Annotated in this window: 19 protein-coding genes; 9 read left to right on the top strand and 10 right to left on the bottom strand. The window is 71.0% G+C overall.

Going from position 1 to position 18,959, the window contains the following annotated elements; translation table 11 throughout:
• Window positions 1–15: 15 nt before the first annotated feature.
• The 4 genes from AB0J06_RS14990 to purS form a co-directional block, all read right to left on the bottom strand.
• On the bottom strand, window positions 16–771 hold the full coding sequence (locus AB0J06_RS14990) for a 2-phosphosulfolactate phosphatase (protein WP_357428632.1): 756 nt from the start codon (window positions 769–771) through the stop codon (window positions 16–18).
• 4 nt (window positions 772–775) lie between these two features.
• Window positions 776–3,280: a phosphoribosylformylglycinamidine synthase subunit PurL gene (gene purL / locus AB0J06_RS14985; protein ID WP_357428703.1), complete on the bottom strand. Its 2,505-nt coding sequence runs from the start codon at window positions 3,278–3,280 to the stop codon at window positions 776–778.
• Between the two features lie 101 nt (window positions 3,281–3,381).
• The gene (gene purQ, locus AB0J06_RS14980) at window positions 3,382–4,065 is read right to left on the bottom strand and encodes a phosphoribosylformylglycinamidine synthase subunit PurQ (protein WP_357428630.1); all 684 of its coding nucleotides are present in this window, start codon (window positions 4,063–4,065) and stop codon (window positions 3,382–3,384) included.
• Window positions 4,062–4,328, bottom strand: coding sequence for a phosphoribosylformylglycinamidine synthase subunit PurS (gene purS / locus AB0J06_RS14975; RefSeq protein ID WP_357428628.1), 267 nt, complete (start codon window positions 4,326–4,328; stop codon window positions 4,062–4,064). The genes purQ and purS overlap by 4 nt, the downstream gene beginning before the upstream one ends.
• Before the next feature lie 431 nt (window positions 4,329–4,759).
• On the opposite strand from purS, the gene AB0J06_RS14970 reads away from it, so the two are divergent.
• Entirely contained in the window at window positions 4,760–5,434 is a 675-nt protein-coding gene (locus AB0J06_RS14970) for a trypsin-like serine protease (protein WP_357428626.1), read from the top strand.
• A 140-nt stretch (window positions 5,435–5,574) separates the two neighbouring features.
• Entirely contained in the window at window positions 5,575–5,991 is a 417-nt protein-coding gene (locus AB0J06_RS14965) for a heavy metal-binding domain-containing protein (RefSeq protein WP_357428624.1), read from the top strand.
• A 4-nt stretch (window positions 5,992–5,995) separates the two neighbouring features.
• Here the strand turns inward: AB0J06_RS14965 and purB are convergent, their stop codons facing one another.
• The 3 genes from purB to AB0J06_RS14950 form a co-directional block, all read right to left on the bottom strand.
• Window positions 5,996–7,435: an adenylosuccinate lyase gene (purB, locus tag AB0J06_RS14960; RefSeq protein WP_357428622.1), complete on the bottom strand. Its 1,440-nt coding sequence runs from the start codon at window positions 7,433–7,435 to the stop codon at window positions 5,996–5,998.
• A 51-nt stretch (window positions 7,436–7,486) separates the two neighbouring features.
• Window positions 7,487–7,600 (bottom strand): DUF397 domain-containing protein, encoded by a 114-nt coding sequence (locus AB0J06_RS14955; protein ID WP_357428701.1) that lies wholly within the window; start codon window positions 7,598–7,600, stop codon window positions 7,487–7,489.
• Window positions 7,601–7,696: 96 nt separating this feature from the next.
• On the bottom strand, window positions 7,697–8,989 hold the full coding sequence (locus tag AB0J06_RS14950) for an acetyl-CoA C-acetyltransferase (RefSeq protein WP_357428620.1): 1,293 nt from the start codon (window positions 8,987–8,989) through the stop codon (window positions 7,697–7,699).
• 52 nt (window positions 8,990–9,041) lie between these two features.
• Here AB0J06_RS14950 and AB0J06_RS14945 point away from each other — a divergent pair, with 52 nt between their 5' ends.
• The 3 genes from AB0J06_RS14945 to AB0J06_RS14935 all read left to right on the top strand — a co-directional run bounded on the left by AB0J06_RS14945 (window position 9,042) and on the right by AB0J06_RS14935 (window position 12,554).
• Complete coding sequence (locus AB0J06_RS14945) at window positions 9,042–10,397, top strand: 3-oxoacyl-ACP reductase (RefSeq protein ID WP_357428618.1); 1,356 nt, start codon at window positions 9,042–9,044, stop codon at window positions 10,395–10,397.
• 66 nt (window positions 10,398–10,463) lie between these two features.
• Window positions 10,464–11,360 (top strand): MaoC/PaaZ C-terminal domain-containing protein, encoded by an 897-nt coding sequence (locus tag AB0J06_RS14940; protein ID WP_357428699.1) that lies wholly within the window; start codon window positions 10,464–10,466, stop codon window positions 11,358–11,360.
• Window positions 11,361–11,576: 216 nt separating this feature from the next.
• Window positions 11,577–12,554 (top strand): right-handed parallel beta-helix repeat-containing protein, encoded by a 978-nt coding sequence (locus AB0J06_RS14935; protein ID WP_357428616.1) that lies wholly within the window; start codon window positions 11,577–11,579, stop codon window positions 12,552–12,554.
• A gap of 45 nt (window positions 12,555–12,599) precedes the next feature.
• Here AB0J06_RS14935 and AB0J06_RS14930 read toward each other — a convergent pair whose 3' ends face one another.
• Window positions 12,600–13,256: a TetR/AcrR family transcriptional regulator gene (locus AB0J06_RS14930; protein WP_357428614.1), complete on the bottom strand. Its 657-nt coding sequence runs from the start codon at window positions 13,254–13,256 to the stop codon at window positions 12,600–12,602.
• Window positions 13,257–13,328: 72 nt separating this feature from the next.
• Here AB0J06_RS14930 and AB0J06_RS14925 point away from each other — a divergent pair, with 72 nt between their 5' ends.
• The 3 genes from AB0J06_RS14925 to AB0J06_RS14915 all read left to right on the top strand — a co-directional run bounded on the left by AB0J06_RS14925 (window position 13,329) and on the right by AB0J06_RS14915 (window position 16,662).
• Window positions 13,329–13,781 (top strand): SCP2 sterol-binding domain-containing protein, encoded by a 453-nt coding sequence (locus AB0J06_RS14925; protein WP_357428612.1) that lies wholly within the window; start codon window positions 13,329–13,331, stop codon window positions 13,779–13,781.
• 1 nt (window position 13,782) lies between these two features.
• Window positions 13,783–14,997, top strand: coding sequence for an acyl-CoA dehydrogenase family protein (locus AB0J06_RS14920; RefSeq protein ID WP_357428610.1), 1,215 nt, complete (start codon window positions 13,783–13,785; stop codon window positions 14,995–14,997).
• Between the two features lie 99 nt (window positions 14,998–15,096).
• Entirely contained in the window at window positions 15,097–16,662 is a 1,566-nt protein-coding gene (locus AB0J06_RS14915; protein ID WP_357428608.1) for an AMP-binding protein, read from the top strand.
• A gap of 21 nt (window positions 16,663–16,683) precedes the next feature.
• Here the strand turns inward: AB0J06_RS14915 and AB0J06_RS14910 are convergent, their stop codons facing one another.
• Window positions 16,684–16,962 (bottom strand): DUF2795 domain-containing protein, encoded by a 279-nt coding sequence (locus tag AB0J06_RS14910; RefSeq protein WP_357428606.1) that lies wholly within the window; start codon window positions 16,960–16,962, stop codon window positions 16,684–16,686.
• A gap of 219 nt (window positions 16,963–17,181) precedes the next feature.
• Between AB0J06_RS14910 and AB0J06_RS14905 the strand changes: the two genes are divergently transcribed.
• On the top strand, window positions 17,182–17,562 hold the full coding sequence (locus AB0J06_RS14905; protein ID WP_357428604.1) for a DUF2267 domain-containing protein: 381 nt from the start codon (window positions 17,182–17,184) through the stop codon (window positions 17,560–17,562).
• Between the two features lie 88 nt (window positions 17,563–17,650).
• Here AB0J06_RS14905 and purD read toward each other — a convergent pair whose 3' ends face one another.
• A complete protein-coding gene (purD, locus tag AB0J06_RS14900; RefSeq protein WP_357428602.1) occupies window positions 17,651–18,898 on the bottom strand; it encodes a phosphoribosylamine--glycine ligase in 1,248 nt (415 codons plus the stop codon).
• Between the last annotated feature and the right edge of the window lie 61 nt (window positions 18,899–18,959).

Here is an 18,959-nt window from a genome sequence, read left to right as displayed (position 1 = left end):
CGCCGAGGCCCCTGATCAGTTTTCGGAGAAGATCCCGTTGCGCAGGACCGGGACCACGTCCGACACCCCCGGTTCGGCGGCGATCACGACATCCTCGGCATAGCCACGCGTGATGAGTTCCCGGCCGGAGACACAGCCCCGGACCGCAGCGGGGACGTCGGGCAGGCTCGCCAGCGCCGCCAGCGCGACGGCCGCCTCCACGGAGAGCCCGCCGGAAACCATCGCGAGCCCATCGAGAACCGCGGCGGCGCCGAGCAGATCCTCGACGGAGGGGCGCAGCGTGCCGTCCGGCCACCGCTCCCCCGCCGCGATGACGCCCACGGGCGTGTCCGCGGAGCCGTACCCGTGAGCGACCAGCCAACGTGCGACGGCGGGTGCGTTACGCAGGCAACCGGCCACCACCGGCAGCCCGGTCGCGCTCGCCGCCGCGCAGATCGCCGACCCGTTCGGGGAGGGCAGCACCAGATCCGGCACCGCCGGAGCGGTCCGCAGCGCGGCGGGCGACAGCGACCACGGGCGGTGCGGGGTGACGTCGCTGCGTCCCACGGCGGCGACCGCGCCGACCCGGCGCGCGTACTCGGCGGCCTGATCACCCCATGGGAATGGGTGCACCCGCATCCCCCGGCTCACCGCCACCTCAACGGAGGTGGTGAATGAGAGCACGTCCACGACCACCAGGGCGGCGCAGACGCGGCCGAGTTCGGCCGCGCCCGCGAGACCCCACTCGAACCGCGCGCCTGCCCCGGGCTGGGCGTAGACGGGCTCGGGCAACGCCTCAGCCGTTGTCGTTCGCCACGGAGTCGGCACCGTCACTCGGCTCCGCCGCGCCGGCGGGCTCGGCCTGGCTGCTCACTGCGGCGGCCGCCGGAACGCCGGCCTGCGCCGGCGCGTGGGCATCGGCAGCGGGATCGGTCGCCGTACCACCGAAGAGCCGCGGCAAGGTCGAGGTGAACGCCGTCCGCAGTTCGTCGAGGCCGAGCGTGAACTGGTCGACCACCTCGAGCGTCGCGTTCGTCGCGTCCGTGACGCCGATCAGCGTGGCCGGCAGCTCGTACTGGCCGCAGAGCGCCGCGAACGCGTCCTCGTGGGCGCGCGGCACGACCACGATGGCCCGCCCCGCCGACTCGCTGAAGAGGTAGACGAACGGCATCGAGCCGTTGGTGAACTCCTCCGGCACCGTGATCTGCGCCCCGACGCCGCGGCGCAGGCACGACTCCACAAGGGTCTGGGCGAGCCCGCCGTCGGAGAGGTCGTGCGCGGCCGTGACGTGCCCGGCCCCGGCCGCGTCGGCGATCACCCGGGCCAGCACCTGCTCGCGGACGAGATCGACGCGGGGCGGCACGCCGCCGAGGTGATCGTGCGTCACTGACGCCCACTCCGAGCCCGACAGCTCCAGGCGGGTCTCCCCGAGCAGGAAGATCAGGTCACCGTCCGGGGTGGCGGGGGGCGCGAAGCCCATCGGCACCCGCTGCGCGACGTCGTCGAGGAGCCCGAGCACGCCGACCACCGGCGTCGGGTGGATCGCGGCGGCACCGGTCTGGTTGTAGAAGCTGACATTGCCACCGCTCACCGGGATGCCCAACTCGGCGCAGCCGTCGGCGAGACCGCGTACCGCCTCCGCGAACTGCCACATCACGGCCGGATCCTCGGGGGACCCGAAGTTGAGGCAGTTGGTCACGGCGACCGGCTGCGCACCCGTGACGGCGACGTTGCGGTAGGACTCGGCGAGCGCCAGCTTCGCCCCGTTGTACGGGTCGAGCCGCGCGTACCGGCCGTTGCCGTCGACGGAGAGCGCGACCCCGAGGCCGCTCTCCTCGTCGATCCGGATGATCCCGGCGTCTTCCGGCTGGGCCAGGACGGTGTTGCCGAGCACGTACCGGTCGTACTGCTCGGTCACCCACGTCTTGTCACACAGGTTCGGCGACGCGATCATGCGCAGCACGGTCTCCCGCAGCGCCTCGGGGGTGGACGGCCGTGGGAGCGTCTCGGCCCGGTCCGCCTGCAGCAGGATCAGGTCGGCGGGCTCCCGCATCGGGCGGGCGTAGACGGGACCGTCATCGGCGAGCGAGGCGGGAGGCACGTCCACCACGGTCTGGTCCCGCCACGTGATGAGCAGTCGCCCCGGCTCGCCGTCGGCCTGCGCGGCGGTCACCTCGCCGATCGCGGTGGCGATCACGCCCCACTTGTCCGCCGTCTTCAGCACCGCGTCGAGCTTGTCGGGCGCGACGATCAGCAGCATCCGCTCCTGGGACTCGCTCGCCAGGATCTCGTGCGGCTCCATCGACGGCTCGCGGAGTGGCACCCGCTCCAGCCAGACCCGCATGCCGGTGCCGGCCGCCGCGGCGGTCTCGGTCAGCGCACAGGTCAGCCCGGCGCCGCCGAGGTCCTGGATGCCGACGACAAGACCTGCGTCGTAGAGCTCCAGGCACGCCTCGATCAGCAGTTTCTCGGTGAACGGGTCACCGACCTGCACCGCCGGACGGCGCTGCTCGCTGGCGTCGTCGAACGTGGCGCTGGCGAGGACGGAGACTCCGCCGATGCCGTCCCGACCGGTCTTGGCGCCCATCAGCACCACGACGTTGCCGGCCCCGGCGGCGGCCTTGTTCTGCAGGCGGTCGACCGGCAGCACGCCGACGCAGAGCGCGTTGACCAACGGGTTTCCCTGGCAGCAGGGGTCGAAGACGAGCTCGCCACCGATGTTGGGCAGCCCCAGCGAATTGCCGTAACCGCCGACGCCGGCCACCACGCCGGGCAGTACCCGCGCGGTGTCCTCGTGATCGGCGGCGCCGAACCGCAGCGCGTCCATGACGGCGACCGGACGGGCGCCCATCGCGAGGATGTCCCGGACGATGCCGCCGACGCCGGTGGCCGCGCCCTGGTAGGGCTCGACGAAGCTCGGATGGTTGTGGGACTCGATCTTGAAGGTGACGGCGAGGGTGTCGGAAACCTGGATCACGCCGGCGTTCTCACCGATGCCCGCGAGCAGGCGGTCGCTGGCGGGCGCCTTTTCACCGAACTGGCGCAGGTGCACCTTGCTCGACTTGTAGGAGCAGTGCTCGCTCCACATGATCGAGTACATGGCGAGCTCGGACTGGGTGGGGCGGCGGCCGAGGAGCTGCCGGATCCGCTCGTATTCGTCGTCGCGCAGCCCCAGCTCCGGATAGGGCTGCAGCTCGCCGGGGGTGGCGGAGGCGCGCTCGACGGTGTCCGGGCCGGTGGCGTAGTCGTCGACGGCGAAGTCGTCGCGCGGGTCGGCCGCGGAGTCCGCGACGGCGGACATCCCGTCGACCGACGCGGGGCCGAGGCCGCCGTTGGCTGCCTCGCCGGCTTCCGGGTTGGTCATGTCGGTCGACTCGCTCGACGCGGTGTCGGGCTGAGTGGTCATGCCGGCGCTCCCGCCAGATGTTTGAGGATCGAGGTGAAGAAGCCGAGTCCGTCGAGGGAGGGGCCGGTGAGCGCCTCCACGGCGTGCTCGGGGTGCGGCATGATGCCGACGACGTTGCCGGCTTCGTTGGTGATCGCGGCGATGTCGCGCTGCGAGCCGTTGGGGTTGCCGCCGAGGTAGCGGGCGACGACCCGCCCGGTCGCTTCCAGTTCGTCGAGGGTGCGCTCGTCGGCGACGTAGCAGCCCTCACCGTTCTTGACCGGGATGAGTACCTCCTGCCCGGCGCTGAAGCTGTTGGTGAAGGCGGTGTCGATCGACTCCACCCGCAGCAGCTGGTCCCGGTTGCGGAAGTGCAGGTGCTGGTTGCGGGTCAGCGCGCCGGGCAGCAGGTGCGCCTCGCAGAGGATCTGGAAGCCGTTGCAGATGCCGAGCACCGGCAGCCCGTCCCGGGCCGCGGCGACGATCGACTCCATCATGGGGGCGAACCGGGCGATCGCGCCGCAGCGCAGGTAGTCGCCGTAGGAGAAGCCGCCGGGCAGCACCACGGCGTCCACACCCTGCAGGTCGGAGTCGTTGTGCCAGAGCCGGACCGCGTCGCCGCCGGCGAGGCGGACCGCCCGGGCGGCGTCCCCGTCGTCGAGGGACCCGGGGAAGGTCACCACACCTACCCGCGCGGTCACGGCCGGCTGTCCACGGCGTCGGACTCCGCGTCGACCACCCGGAGCGAGAACTCCTCGATCACCGGGTTGGCGAGCAGTTTGTCGGCGATCTCGCGGGCGCGGTCGAGGTCGGCCTCACCAACGAAGTCGATCTCTATCCGTCGGCCGATGCGCACCGACGAGACGTCGTCAACTCCGAGCCTCGGCAGCGCATTGGCCACCGCCTGGCCCTGAGGATCGAGGATCTCCGGCTTGAGCATGACGTCGACGACGACGCGAGCCACGGGGCACTCCTGACTGTGTACGCAGTTGGGTGCCGACCCAAAGGGGCGAGCGCAGTCAGCCTACCTGGTAGATACACCGGTCGCCGCAGGGGTCGCCTGCGGCGCAGGCATGTCGACGGCAGCGGAACGGGCACAGCCCCGACCCGGGAACCGCTCGTGGATCACGGACTTTTGCAAACGATTAGAGATCAATCTACGTGAGTGAGTCCTTGATCGACAGGAAGAGAGGGGGCGGCGGCGCCGCAAGTATCAGCCCATCGTATGACCTCGATTTGATCCTTGTAGATGACCGCCGAAAGGCCTAGCGTCTGTCGTCAAACAGCCGGCGTTCATCTCCGAACATCGGATGTAACACTCCGCGAACGAACCCCCCGTCCGCGGTGGCTCACCGGACCCGGACCCCCGGGCAACCCCCTCGGAAGGAGCCCAACATGCGTCTACGCCTGACCCTTGCGGTCGCCACCACGGCGCTCGTCGGCGCGCTCGTCGCACCGGGCGCGGCCGTCGCCGCGCCGCAGCCCATCATCGGCGGCGGCACCGTCTCCTCGGCGCCGTGGGCGGCAGCCATCCTCAGCAACGGCTCGTTCACCTGCTCCGGCACGATCATCGCGTCGCGCTGGGTGCTCACCGCCCGGCACTGCCTCGGCGGGACCATGTCGGTGCGGGTCGGCAGCGTCAACCGGACCTCCGGCGGCGTGACCAGCGGCGTCAGCGCCACCTACAGCCAGTACGACCTCGCGCTGCTCCAGCTCAGCACCGCGGTCAACACGTCGTACGTATCGCTGTCCAGCAGCTACCCGCCGGTCAACTCGAACAACACGATCTACGGCTGGGGCATGACCTGCTACAGCGGCTGCTCGGCGTCCACCGTGCTGAAGACGGCGACGGTGCAAGTGACCAGCACCAACGTCACGGACGCGTACGGCGGCCGGGCGATCCGCAGCACGCGGGTCAACGGCAACGCCTGGAAGGGCGACTCGGGCGGGCCGCAGTTCTACAACGGCGCCCAGGTCGGCGTCGCGTCGACCGCCGACGGTCAGAGCATCCAGAACTACGGCAGCGTTGCCTACAACCGCTCCTGGATCCGCTCCGTCTCGGGCGTCTGACGCCCAACGTCCCGACTCTGCGCAGGTGCGGCGCGGACTCCGCGATTGGCCAGGGAGTCCGCGCCGCGTCGTTTTGCATATCGCGGCCAGCCGGTAACTCTCCGCAACTGTGGTGATCAGCTCCCACCTAGCATCGGGCCGTGCTGGTTGTGACGACGAATGATCTACCTGGATTCGAGATACGCGCCGTCCTCGGCGAGGTGGTCGTGTCGGCCGCCCGCTCCATGAACCCCTTCAAGGAAGGCGTGAAGAGCCTGCGCGGCGGCAAGTCGGATCCCGAAGGCGCCGATCACCTCACGAAGTACCGGATGGACGCGATCTCCAAGCTGGGCCAGGCCGCCACCAAGAAGGGCGCGAACGCCGTCATCGGGATGCGGTTCGACTGTCGCCAGGTCGGACCCACGCACATCGAACTCTGCGCGTACGGGACCGCCGCCGTCGTGGTGCAGATACGGCCGGACGCGGACAAGCCGGAGAACCAGCAGCAACAGCCGAAGCAGGGGGACCAGAAGGCCGGCAGTGGCTCGAGCGGCCAATCCGGTTCGTCCTCGGGCTGATCGCTCAGAGGATGGGCGCTGGCGCGTACGCCGCGGCCCCGGGGTGCGCCGCGACCACCGCGGCGATCCGGTCCGCGACGGCCTGGACCTGGGCCGGAGCCGCGCCGACGAAGGCGGCGCGGTCCACGACCAGCGCGTCGATCTCCGCCCGGGTCAGGCCGAGCCGGCCGTCGGCAGCGAGCCGGTCGAAGAGATCGTTCTCCGCGGCGCCCTTCTCCCGCATCGCGAGTGCCACCGCCACCGCGTGCTCCTTAATCACCTCGTGGGCGACCTCCCGCCCGACCCCGCGCCGCACTGCCGCCACGAGAATCTTCGTGGTGGCCAGGAACGGCAGGTAGCGGTCGAGCTCGCGGGCGATCACCGCCGGGTAGGCGCCGAACTCGTCGAGCACCGTGAGGAAGGTCTGGAAGAGCCCGTCGGCGGCGAAGAAGGCATCCGGCAGGGCGACCCGACGCACGACCGAGCAGGAGACGTCCCCCTCGTTCCACTGGTCGCCGGCGAGCTCGCCCATCATCGACAGATACCCCCGGATGATGACCGCGAGCCCGTTGACGCGCTCGCTGGAGCGCGTGTTCATCTTGTGCGGCATCGCGCTCGACCCGACCTGGCCCGGCTTGAAGCCCTCGGTCGCCAACTCCTGGCCGACCATGAGCCGGATGGTGGTGGCCAGCGACGAGGGAGCCGCTGCCGTCTGGACGAGCGCGGCGACCACGTCGAAGTCGAGCGAGCGCGGGTAGACCTGGCCGACGCTGTCGAGCACGCGACGGAAGCCCAGGTGCTCGGCGACCCGCCGCTCCAGCTCCGCGGCCCGGTCGGCGTCGCCGTCGAAGAGGTCCAGCTGGTCGGCCGCGGTGCCGACCGGACCCTTGATGCCGCGCAACGGGTAGCGGCCGATCAGCTCGTCGAGCCGCTCATACGCGATCAGCAGCTCCTCGGCGGCGGACGCGAACCGCTTGCCCAGCGTGGTCGCCTGCGCGGGGACGTTGTGCGACCGCCCCGTCATGACCAGCTCGGCGTGCTCGACGGCGAGCCGACCCAGGCGGGCCAGCGTGGCCACCACGCGGTCGCGGATCAGCTCCAGCGATGCCCGGATCTGCAACTGCTCGACGTTTTCCGTAAGGTCGCGCGACGTCATGCCCTTGTGCACGTGCTCGTGCCCGGCGAGGGCGCTGAACTCCTCGATCCGCGCCTTCACGTCGTGGCGGGTGACCCGCTCGCGCGCCGCGATCGAGGCGAGGTCCACCCGGTCCAGTACCGCCTCGTACGCCTCGACGACCCCTTCGGGGAGCGGGACGCCGAGGTCGCGCTGCGCCCGCAGCACCGCCAGCCACAGCCGCCGCTCCATCCGGATCTTCTCCTCCGGCGACCAGAGGGCGACCAGCTCCGCGGAGGCGTAGCGGCCAGCGAGCACGTTCGGGACCTGCGGGCGTTGCGTCTGCGTCACAGCGTCATTCTTCCCGACCGGCCCGCACGTCCTCGCGGCAGCCCGCGCTCGTCAGCGCGGGCGGAACCCACCGTCCCTGGCGCCGTCGATGAACGCTCGCCACCCAGTCGAGGTGAACGTCAGGATCGCCCCGTCCGGCTGCGTCGAGTCGCGTACGGCGATCACGTCGTGGACCGACTCTGGGCTGAGGCCCGAATAGCCGACGCCCGCCACGCACAGCGTGGCGGGCGTCGGCGCGTCCAGGCCCGGCGAGCGCCGGAGTCAGCGTTCCAGGATCGCCACGACGCCCTGGCCGCCGGCGGCGCAGATCGAGATCAGGCCGCGGCCGGAGCCCTTCTCGGCGAGCAACTTGGCCAGGGTCGCCACGATCCGGCCGCCGGTCGCGGCGAACGGGTGCCCGGCCGCCAGGGACGAGCCGTTCACGTTGAGCTTGGCCCGGTCGATCGCGCCCAGCGGGGCGTCGAGTCCGAGCTTCTCCTTGCAGAACTCCGGCGACTCCCACGCGGCGAGCGTGGCGAGCACCTGCGAGGCGAACGCCTCGTGGATCTCGTAGTAGTCGAAGTCCTGCAACGTCAGGCCGGCGCGGGCCAGCATCCGGGGCACGGCGTACGCGGGGGCCATCAGCAGTCCCTCCTCGCCGTGCACGAAGTCGACGGCGGCGACCTCGGAGAACGACAGGTAGGCCTGCACCGGCAGCTTGTGGGCCGTCGCCCATTCCTCGGAGGCCAGCAGCACGGTCGACGCGCCGTCGGTGAGCGGCGAAGAGTTGCCCGCCGTCATGGTCGCCTTGTCGGCGTCGGGGCCGCGGGTGCCGAAAACCGGGCGCAGCTTGCCCAGCTTCTCCAGCGTGGTCTCCGCGCGCAGGTTCTGGTCCCGGCTGAGCCCAAGGTAGGGCGTGACCAGATCGTCGAAGAAACCGCGCTCGTACGCCGCGGCGAGCCGCTGGTGCGACGTCAGGGCGAGTTCGTCCTGCGACTCCCGGTCGACGCCCCACCGGGCTGCCGTGACGGCCGCGTGGTCCCCCATGGAGAGCCCGGTCCGCGGTTCGGCGTTGCGCGGGATCTCCGGCTTGAACGGCTGGAGCGGTCGGAGCGCCGTGGCGGCGCGCAGCCGCTCGCCGAGACTGCGGGCGGAGTTGATTTTCAGCAGCGTGCGCCGCATGTCCTCGTTGAGCGCCAGCGGCGCGTCGGAGGTGGTGTCGACGCCGCCGGCGATGCCCACGTCGATCTGACCGAGGGCGATCTTGTTGGCGACCAGGATCGCGGCCTCCAGGCCCGTGCCGCAGGCCTGCTGGATGTCGTACGCGGGGGTGCGCGGGTCCAGCTTGGAGCCGAGCACCACCTCGCGGGTCAGGTTGAAGTCACGGGCGTGCTTGAGCACCGCGCCGGCCACCACCTCACCGACCCGCTCGCCGGCGAGCCCGAACCGGGCGATCAGCCCGTCGAGCGCCGCGGTGAGCATGTCCTGGTTGGACGCGGCGGCGTAGCGGCTGTTCGACCGGGCGAACGGGATCCGGTTGCCTCCGAGGATCGCGACGCGACGTACGGTCTCCACGACTTCGCCTCCAATGGGTTGCCTCTAACCTACTCGCGAGTAGGCTACGCCCATGAGTGACAGGTACGCGAGCTTCGCGCACTCCGGACCCGGCAAGGCACTCGTCAAGCGGCTCGGTCTGCCCGATCCGCCACGGCTGCGCCGCCATCGACCGGGCGACCCGCTGGTGCCGGCCCCGGTGCTGCTCGGCGCCGCGCCCAACGGGCGTCTGCTCGAACCCGTGCGCAAGATGCTGACGTCGGCCGGCGTCGAGGTACGCGACCCGGTCCCCGCCGACGACAGCGCACGGCCCCCGCTCAACGCGGCCCTGGTCTTCGACGCGACCGGCATCACGGACTCGACCGGGCTGCGCGCCCTCTATGACTTCTTCCATCCGCTGGCCCGGGCGCTCCACCCGTCCGGCCGGGTGATCGTGCTGGGCACGCCGCCCGAGGCGTGCGCGTCCCCGCGGGAGGCGACGGCGCAGCGCGCGCTGGAGGGTCTGACCCGCAGCCTCGGCAAGGAGTTCGGCCGGGGCACCACCGCCCAGCTCGTCTACGTCGCCCCGGGCGCCGAGTCCGCTGTGGAGAGCACGCTGCGCTTCCTGCTCTCCGGGCGGTCGGCCTACGTGTCGGGCCAGGTCATCCGGGTCGCTCCGGCGACCGCGGTGAACCCGCCGCAGGACTGGGACCGCCCCCTGGACGGCAGGGTCGCGCTGGTCACCGGCGCGGCGCGTGGGATCGGTGCGGCGATCGCGCGGGTGCTGGCCCGCGACGGCGCGCACGTGATCGCACTCGACGTGCCCGCCGCCGGCGACGCGCTCGCCGCGGTCGCCAACGAGATCGGGGGTACGGCGGTGCAGCTCGACCTGACTGCCGCCGACGCCCCCGCCCGGCTCGCCGACCACCTCGCCGACCGACACGGGCGCGTCGACATCGTCGTGCACAACGCCGGCATCACCCGGGACAAGACGCTCGGGAAGATGGACAGCGGCCGGTGGGATTCGGTGCTCGACGTGAACCTGTCGAGCCAGGAGCGGATCAACGATGTGCTCCTGGAACGCGATCTGATCGCCGACGGCGGGAGGCTGGTGGGCGTCGCCTCCATCGCCGGTATCGCCGGCAACCGCGGTCAGACCAACTACGCGACCTCGAAGGCCGGCGTGATCGGCCTGGTGCAGTCGATGGCGCCGGTGCTCGCCGAACGGGGCGTGACGATCAACGCAGTCGCGCCCGGCTTCATCGAGACGAAGATGACCGCCAAGATCCCGATGATGATCCGCGAGGCCGGACGCCGGATGAACAGCATGTCCCAGGGGGGCCTGCCGGTCGACGTGGCCGAGACGATCGCCTGGTTCGCCTCCCCGGCCTCCGGTGGAATCACCGGCAACGTGGTGCGGGTCTGCGGCCAGAGTCTGCTGGGGGCCTAGATGGAGATCACCGGCGGAAGCGAGGAGAGAGCGCAGCGAGCCCCTCAGTCGCGAGCGAACGGGGTCATAGGCGAGTGCGAGGAGAGAGCGCAGCGAGCCCCGCAGTCGCGAGCGAACGGCGTCATCGAGCTGTCCGAGCCGCCGGCGACGGGGGCGCTCTACCGGCGGGCGGCGATGGGGATGCTGCCGCGCTTGCGCGGTCGGGGCGGCGACACGCTCCCGGAGGTGGAGCTGATGCTCCGCGGGGTCACCGTCGACCGGGCGCACCTGGCCGCCTACGACCGGGTCTGCGGTTTCCGGCTCGCCGACACGCTCCCGGCCACCTATCCCCACATTCTGGCCTTCCCGCTGTCGATGCGGCTGATGTCCGCGTCGGAGTTCCCGTTCCCGGTCGTGGGGATGGTGCACATCGCGAACCGGATCACCGTGGAGCGTCCGATCGACGCCGGCGAGACGCTCGATCTCTCGGTGCGGGCCGTCGACCTGCGTCCGCACGAGCGGGGACGGCAACTCGACGTGGTGGCGACGGCGTGGGCGAGCGGGGAGCTGGTGTGGCGGGGCGTCTCGACGTACCTGCGCAGGGAACGCACCGCCGACGGGGGCGGGCGGCGCGAGCCGGGTGACCGGCCGAGGCCGCCGGCCGCTTCCGGGCAGTGGCGGGTGGAGCCCCGGGTGGGTACGGACTACGCCGCGGTCTCCGGCGACCACAACCCGATCCATACCTCGCGGGTGGGCGCCCGGCTCTTCGGCTTTCCCCGGCCGATCGCGCACGGCATGTGGAGCAAGGCGCGTTGCCTGGCGGGGCTGGAGGGGCGGCTGCCGGAGGCGTACACGGTGGACGTCGCCTTCAAGCTGCCGATTCTGCTCCCCGCGACGGTGGCGTTCAGCGCCTCCCCGGAGTGGGATTTCGCCTTGCACGACGCCCGCTCCGGCCGACCGCACCTCACCGGCTCCGTGCGCTGACTCCTCTCGCCGATCTTGTAGTTGTGGCCCCGGTTATGCGCTGATTCGCGTACTTCGCCCGGGCCACAACTACAAGATCGCGGCGCTGTGGACCGCGCAACGCATCGAGACGTTTCGAAACGTGCTGTTGACAGTCCTGTCGTACATCGATAGTCTTCGCTGGCATAGGAAAGCGCTTTCCGAGCTGGTTCCGCTCCCCCACTCGGAGGTTCCACCATGACTATCGAGCACTCCCCGCAGCCCCGTCGCAGACTCCTCGCCCGGGTGCCGGCCCTCGCCGTCGCGACCGTCGCGCTGATGGCCGCCACCTCGTTGACCGGGATCCCCAGCGCCTCCGCCGCGACCTTCAACCTGGAGGGCTGGGGCACCCAGGGTGGCGGCACGAGCGGTGGCGGCAGCGCCTCCCCGGTCACCGTCACCACCGCATCCGATCTGATCAGCAACATGCAGGCCAGCGGTGCCCGGGTGATCCGGTTCTCCGGCACGATCTCCATCAGCGGCATGCAGAAGGTGGCCGCCAACAAGACCATCATCGGTGTCGGCAGCGGCGCGACCATCACCGGCGGCGGCCTCAACGTCGCGAACGTCAGCAACGTCATCATCCGCAACATCAACTTCCGCAGCTGGAGCGACGACGCGATCAACGTCCAGTACTCCACACGGGTCTGGATCGACCACAACAGCTTCAGCAACGGCTACGACGGCGCTGTGGACATCAAACGGGGCTCGGACTACGTGACCGTGTCGTGGAACCGGGTGTTCAGCCACGACAAGTCGATGCTGCTCGGCCACTCCGACGGCAACGCCAGCGAGGACGTGGGCCACCTGCGCGTCAGCTACCACCACAACTGGTTCGACGGTTCCAACCAGCGCCACCCGCGGGTGCGATTCGGCAACCCCGTGCACGTCTACAACAACTACTACCGCGCCAACGGCGGCTACGGCGTCGCCTCCACCTGCAACGCGGGCGTCCTCGTCGAGGGCAACTACTTCGAGAACGTCGAGGACCCCTACCACCGCGGCGAGGGCAGCTCCCCCGTCGGCGGCCTGGTGGCCCGCAACAACCACTTCGTCAACTCGGGTAGCGGCCAGACCGGCGGCAGCGTCGCCAGCATCCCCTACTCGTACAGCCTCGACGCGGCCAGCGGTGTCAAGTCGATCGTGACCGGCGGCGCCGGCACCGGCAGGATCTGATGCGGGGAAGGCCCCTTCCTGCCGCTCGCCGCGGCGGAGGGGGCCTTACTCACGCGCGATCGGGCGCCAGGTTTCGCCGGCGAGGAGTTGGCCGGCGCCGAGCCAGGCCACGTTCATCATGCGGGTGGCGGTCTTCTCCGGGTCGGCCTCCGGGTGATCGGCGAGCCAGTCGGCGAGCGACTCGGTGGCGCCGACGAGGGCGTACGCCATGACCGAGAGATCCGTCTCGCGGACCTCGCGGCCGTCCGCCCGCGCCGGCTGCCCGATGAGCGCGCGACCCAGCATGCCGGCGACCACCTCGATCATCCGGGTACGCATCGCGGCCAACTCCCCCGCGAAGCGCTGCTCACCGCGGGCCTGCCGGTAGAGCACCGCCCACCCGTCGCGATGCGCGCCGACGAAGCCGAAGAACGCCCGCAGCCCGCGCCAGAGCTGTTCATCGGGGGGCAGGTCGTCGCCGACCACGCCCGCGATGGCCTCCATCAACCGGGTGCCCTCGCGGTGCAGGCAGGCGATGAAGAGCTCCTCCTTGGTGCCCAGATAGGCGTAGACCATGGGCTTGGAGATGCCGGCGTCCTCGGCGATCTCGTCCATGCTCGCGGTGTGGAAGCCGCGGCGGGAGAAGACCCTGACGGCCGCGTCGAGCATCTGTTGCTCGCGTACGGCCCTGGGTAGGCGCTTGAAGGTAGGGGCGGTCGACACCCTTGCGAGCATACCTACTCGTGCGTAAGGTTACGCATGAGTAGGTTACGACCCGTCCGGAAGGTTTTTGCGATGACTGAGTTCGACCCGGCCACCTTCGCCTCGGTGGACCCCAAGCAGTTCGCCCAGCTCGTCAAGTCCACCCCGGACGCCCAGATCGCCGAGGTCATGAGCGGTGACCTGCGCGGCAAGGTCCTCGACGAGGTCTTTGGCCGGATGCCGTCGATGTTCCGCGCCGACCGCGCCGGCTCGACCAACGCCGTCATCCACTGGAACGTCACCGGCCGTCCCGACGGCGGCGTCGACACCTACGAGGTCGTCATCGACAACGGCACCTGCACGACCTCGGCCACCCCGCAGCACGACCCGAAGCTCGCGCTGACCCTCGGCCCGGTCGAGTTCCTCAAGGTCGTCTCCGGCGGCGCCAACCCGGTCATGATGTTCATGACCGGCAAGCTGAAGGCCAAGGGCGACCTGGGCCTCGCCGCCAACATCTCGAACCTCTTCGACATCCCCAAGGCCTGACATGGTCGAGTTCTCGCTTGACCTGAACGAGGACCAGCGGGACGTGCGGGACTGGGTGCACGGATTCGCCAAGGATGTCGTGCGCCCGGCCGCCGCCGAGTGGGACGCCCGCGAAGAGACCCCCTGGCCGATCATCCAGGAGGCTGCGAAGATCGGCCTCTACGGCTTCGAGTTCATCGCCAACTGCTGGGCCGACCCGACCGGCCTGTCGCTCCCGATCGCCAACGAGGAGCTCTTCTGGGGCGACGCCGGCATCGGTCTCGGCATCTTCGGCACCACCCTCGCGGTCGCCGCGATCTACGGCTCGGGCACGCCCGAGCAGATGGTCGAATGGGTGCCGCAATGCTTCGGCACCGTTGACGAACCCGCCGTCGCCGCGTTCTGCACCACCGAGCCCGAAGCCGGCTCCGACGTCGGCTCGATGCGCACCCGCGCGGTCTACGACGAAGCCAAGGACGAGTGGGTGCTCAACGGGCAGAAGGCGTACGCGACCAACGGTGGCATCGCCGCCGTGCACGTCGTCACCGCCTCGGTGGACCCGTCGCTCGGCTCGCGGGGACAGGCCGCCTTCGTGGTTCCACCCGGCACGCCCGGGCTGGCAGCCACGAAGAAGCTCAAGAAGCTCGGGCTGCGCGCGTCGCACACCGCCGACATCTTCCTCGACAACGTACGGGTGCCCGGAAGCTGCCTCCTCGGCGGCAAGGAGGCGCTCGACGAGCGGCTGGCCCGCGCGCGTTCCGGCCAGCGGGCCGCATCGCAGGCCGCGATGCGCACCTTCGAGCTGTCCCGGCCGACCGTGGGCTCCCAGGCCCTCGGCGTGGCGCGGGCGGCGTACGAGTACGCGCTCGACTACGCCAAGGACCGGGTGCAGTTCGGTCGGCCGATCATCGAGAACCAGGCGATCGCGTTCACGCTCGCTGACATGAAGATGGAGATCGACGCGGCACGGCTGCTGGTGTGGCGCGCCTCGTGGATGGGGCGGAACAACCGCCCGTTCGAGGCCGGCGAGGGCTCGATGTCCAAGCTCAAGGCCAGCGAGGTGGCCGTCTCGGTGACGGACAAGGCGGTGCAGATTCTCGGCGGCGCCGGGTTCCTGCGCGAGCACCCGGTGGAGCGGTGGTACCGCGACGCCAAGATCTACACGATCTTCGAGGGAACCTCGGAAATCCAGCGTCTGGTCATTTCCCGGGCGATCTCCGGGATGCAGATCCGCTGATCTGTGCAATAGGCTCCCCGCTACCCGCATGTCGGGTCGGCGGGGAGCCTTCCTCGAATCAGTGCCAATGCAAGGCCGGCCAGAACGGAGGCGCCTTCGATGGACTTGCCGTTTGTGATCGCCACGCTGACCCGCCGGGGACTGCTCACGCCGGGTTCACCGGTGCGGGTCGCCGCCCAGCTCAACTCGCTGCGTAAATGGAGCTTCACCCTCGCCGGCGAGCTGCGTCAGGCCGCCGCGCGCGACCCGGAGCGGATCGCGCTCATCGACGAGCAGCGCGGCGAGATGACGTACGCGACGCTCCTGCAGCGCGCCGAGCAGCTGACCCGGTCCCTGCGCACAGCGCTCGGGGTCCGCCCCGGAGACCGCGTCGGTCTGCTCTGCCGCAACCACCATGGACTGGTCGAGTCCATCGTCGCGGTGACCCTGCTCGGCGCCGACAGCGTGCTGGTCAACACCGGCCTCTCCGGGCCGCAGCTCGCGCTCATCGCGGAGGAGCAGGAGCTGCGGGCCCTCATCTACGACACGGAGTTCGCCGAGCGGGTGGTGGGCGTCCCGGCGTCCGTCGAACGGGTGGACGAGTCGCGGTTGGAGGAGCTGGTCCAGAACGCGCCCCCCGGCACCGTGGCGCCGCCGGGACGCGACGGTCGCACGATCGTGCTCACCTCCGGCACCACCGGCACCCCCAAGGGCGCCCGCCGGCGCACACCGAGCGGCTTCAAGCCACTCGCCTCGATCATCGACCGGATCCCGCTGCACGCGCGGGAACAGATAATGATCGCCGCCCCGATCTTCCACACCTGGGGATACGCCGCGCTGCAGGTCGCGTTCGCGCTGCGGGCGACGGTCGTGCTGCAACGACGGTTCGAACCCGCCGCTACGTTGCGGGCGCTCGGCGAGCACCGGTGCACGGCGCTCTTCGCCGTACCGGTGATGCTGCAACGCCTCCTGGAGGTCGCGCCCCCGGCCGACCGGCCGCCGCTGAATGTGGTCGCGGTGAGCGGTTCCGCGCTTCCCGGCGGGCTCGCTCCACGCTTCATGGACGTCTACGGCGACGTGATCTACAACCTGTACGGCTCGACGGAGGTCTCCTGGGCCTCCATCGCGACCCCGGCCGACCTACGCCGTGCCCCGAACAGCGCCGGGAAGCCACCGCACGGCACCCGCCTCGCGATCCTGGACAAGGACGGGGAGCCGGTGCCGCAGGGACAGGTCGGGCGGATCTTCGTCGGCAACGAGATGCTCTTCGAGGGCTACACCTCGGGGCACGACAAGGAGAGCCGGGACGGGTTGATGGCCACCGGCGACCTCGGGCACCTCGACCCGGACGGCCTGCTCTTCGTGGACGGACGCGAAGACGACATGATCATTTCCGGCGGCGAGAACGTCTTCCCGTCCGAGGTGGAGAATCTCCTCGCCGAACTGCCGCAGGTGCGCGAGGTCGCCGTCATCGGGGTGCCCGACCCGGAGTACGGCCAACGGCTCGCCGCCTATCTGGCGCTCCACCCGCAGGAAACGCTCGACCCGGAGGCGGTGCGCGAGTACGTGCGCCACTATCGCGCCCGCTTCTCCGTGCCGCGGGACGTCATTTTCGTGCCCGCCCTGCCCCGCAACGCGACCGGCAAAGTCCTCACCCGCGAGCTGCCCCGGATGCACCAGCGCTAGCCGGGCCGTCGGGGCAGCCGGTCACGGCTCGCGCAGATGCTGCGCGACCTGCTGGTGGTGGCGGTAGCGCGCCCGCTCCGCGCGCTCCGGGGGACTCACCTCCGGCGCGAGCGCGATGGCCGCCGAGCGGACCACCTCGTTCTTGTTGCTGTAGTCCAGCGGCGGCAACGCCCGCAGCGCCTTGAGCACATTCTGCGGAGCCCCCTGCCGCTCGACCTGACGCACGAGCTCCTCCTTGTCGATCGGAAAGTCCAGCGCGTTGAGGTACCGCAGCACCTCCTCGTTGGTCACCATCACCATGGCGTCGCGTCCTCGCCTCGTCGTCTGGCCCGGCGGGGCCTGGTCGGCCGGTCCGGCGACTGGCCGGGCCGTCGACACCCTGCTTACCCCAACATGTCGGCTCTATCCGACCGCCGTCTCCGGCCGTGCCGGCCGCGTTCCGCGTCGCCCCGGAACCGTTTTGCCGGAGAGCCCACGGGTAGCCCACGGAACGATGGCTGATCCGAAGGAGGCTCCGACGTGAACTACGACAGGTTCATCGACACCGTCTCAGGGCGGATGAAGCTCCCCTATGACCAGGCGGAAAGCATCACGTACGCGACGTTGCAGACCCTTGCCGAACGGATCTCGGGTGGCGAGGCCCGCGACCTCGCGTCGCAACTGCCCAAACCCCTGCACGAGCCGCTCGCCAAACGGCAGGAGTTCGCCGAGCCGTTCGACATCGACGAGTTCCTGAACCGGGTATGGCAACGCAGCGGACTCGACGCCGAGACGGTGACGGACGGGGTGCGTGCCGTGTTCACGACGGTGCGGCAGGCGGTCACCGCCGGTGAGTTCGAGGACGTCATGACGCAACTGCCACGGGAGTTCGCGGAGCTCGCCCCCGTGCCGGTCCGGTAGCGGCGCCTCGTCGGGCCGCGGGCACGGTCACGTTCCACCGCCCGCGCCCCGGCGGCCCGGCCACGGGTCGGGCGGGGTCTGGCGCCGCCTACTGCGGCAGGCCGACGCGTCCCTCGAGCGCCGCGAGCGCGATGTCCCGCCGGTGGTGTGATCCTTCCAGGCGCACGCCCTCCACCAGGGCGTACGCCGCAGCCCGCGCGGCAGCGAGCTCCGGCGCCACGGCGGTCGCGCAGAGCACCCGCCCGCCGGCCGAGAGCAGCGCGCCGTCCGGCGCCCGCGTGGTGCCGGCGTGGATGATGCCGTCCCGGTCGGCGCCGGTGATGACGTCGCCCGTGCGCGGAGCCGCCGGATAGCCCGCTGACGCGACCACCACGGTCACGCCGGCCCCGGACCGCCAGCGGAGCGGCGGATGCGCGGCGAGCGTCCCGGTCGCGGCCGCGTGCAGCAGCCCGCCGAGCGGCGTCTCCAGCAGAGCGAGCACGACCTGCGTCTCCGGATCGCCGAACCGGGCGTTGAACTCGATCACCTTGGGGCCGGCGGCGGTGATCGCCAGGCCGACGTAGAGCAGACCGGCGAAGGGTGTGCCGCGGTGGCGCATCTCCGCCAGGGTCGGGTGCACCACCGTGGCCATCACGTCGTCGACGAGGCCGGCGGGCGTCCAGGGCAGCGGCGCGTACGCCCCCATTCCCCCCGTGTTCGGACCCGTGTCCCCCTCGCCGACCCGCTTGAAGTCCTGCGCCGGCAGCAGCGGCACCGCGGCCTCTCCGTCGGTGACGACGAAGAGCGACACCTCGGGACCGTGCAGGTACTCCTCCACCACGACCTGCCCGCACCGCTCCGCGTGCGCGAGCGCGACGGCCCAGTCCTCGGTCACGACGACGCCCTTGCCGGCGGCGAGCCCATCGTTCTTCACCACGTACGGCGGGCCGAAGTCGTCCAGCGCGCTGGCCGTCTCGTCGGCGTTGTGGCAGGTGTGGGCACGCGCGGTCGGCACCTTGGCGGCGGTCATGATCTCCTTGGCGAACGCCTTGGAGCCCTCCAGCCGGGCCGCGTCGGCGCCGGGGCCGAAGCAGGCGATGCCGGCGGCGCGGACCGCGTCGGCGACCCCGGCGACCAGCGGCGCCTCGGGACCGATAACGACCAGGTCGGCCCCGGTCCGCACGGCGAGCGCGGCGACGGCCTCGGGGTCGTTCTGGTCGACGGGCCGCAGCTCGGCGACCGCGGCGATGCCCGGGTTACCCGGGGCGGCGATCAGATGGTCGACGGCGGGGTCGGCGGCGAGGCCGAGGGCGAGCGCATGCTCCCGCCCGCCGCCCCCGATCAGAAGTACGCGCACGAGGCCCGATCCTACCGACCGCCCCGACCGCCCCCGTTGATCATGAAGTTATCCCGCATTC

Source organism: Micromonospora sp. NPDC049679 (assembly GCF_040659735.1).
Taxonomy (GTDB): domain Bacteria; phylum Actinomycetota; class Actinomycetes; order Mycobacteriales; family Micromonosporaceae; genus Micromonospora_I.
The sequence above is the reverse complement of the archived record's forward strand: the minus strand, read 5'-3'. Positions and strand labels throughout refer to the sequence as shown.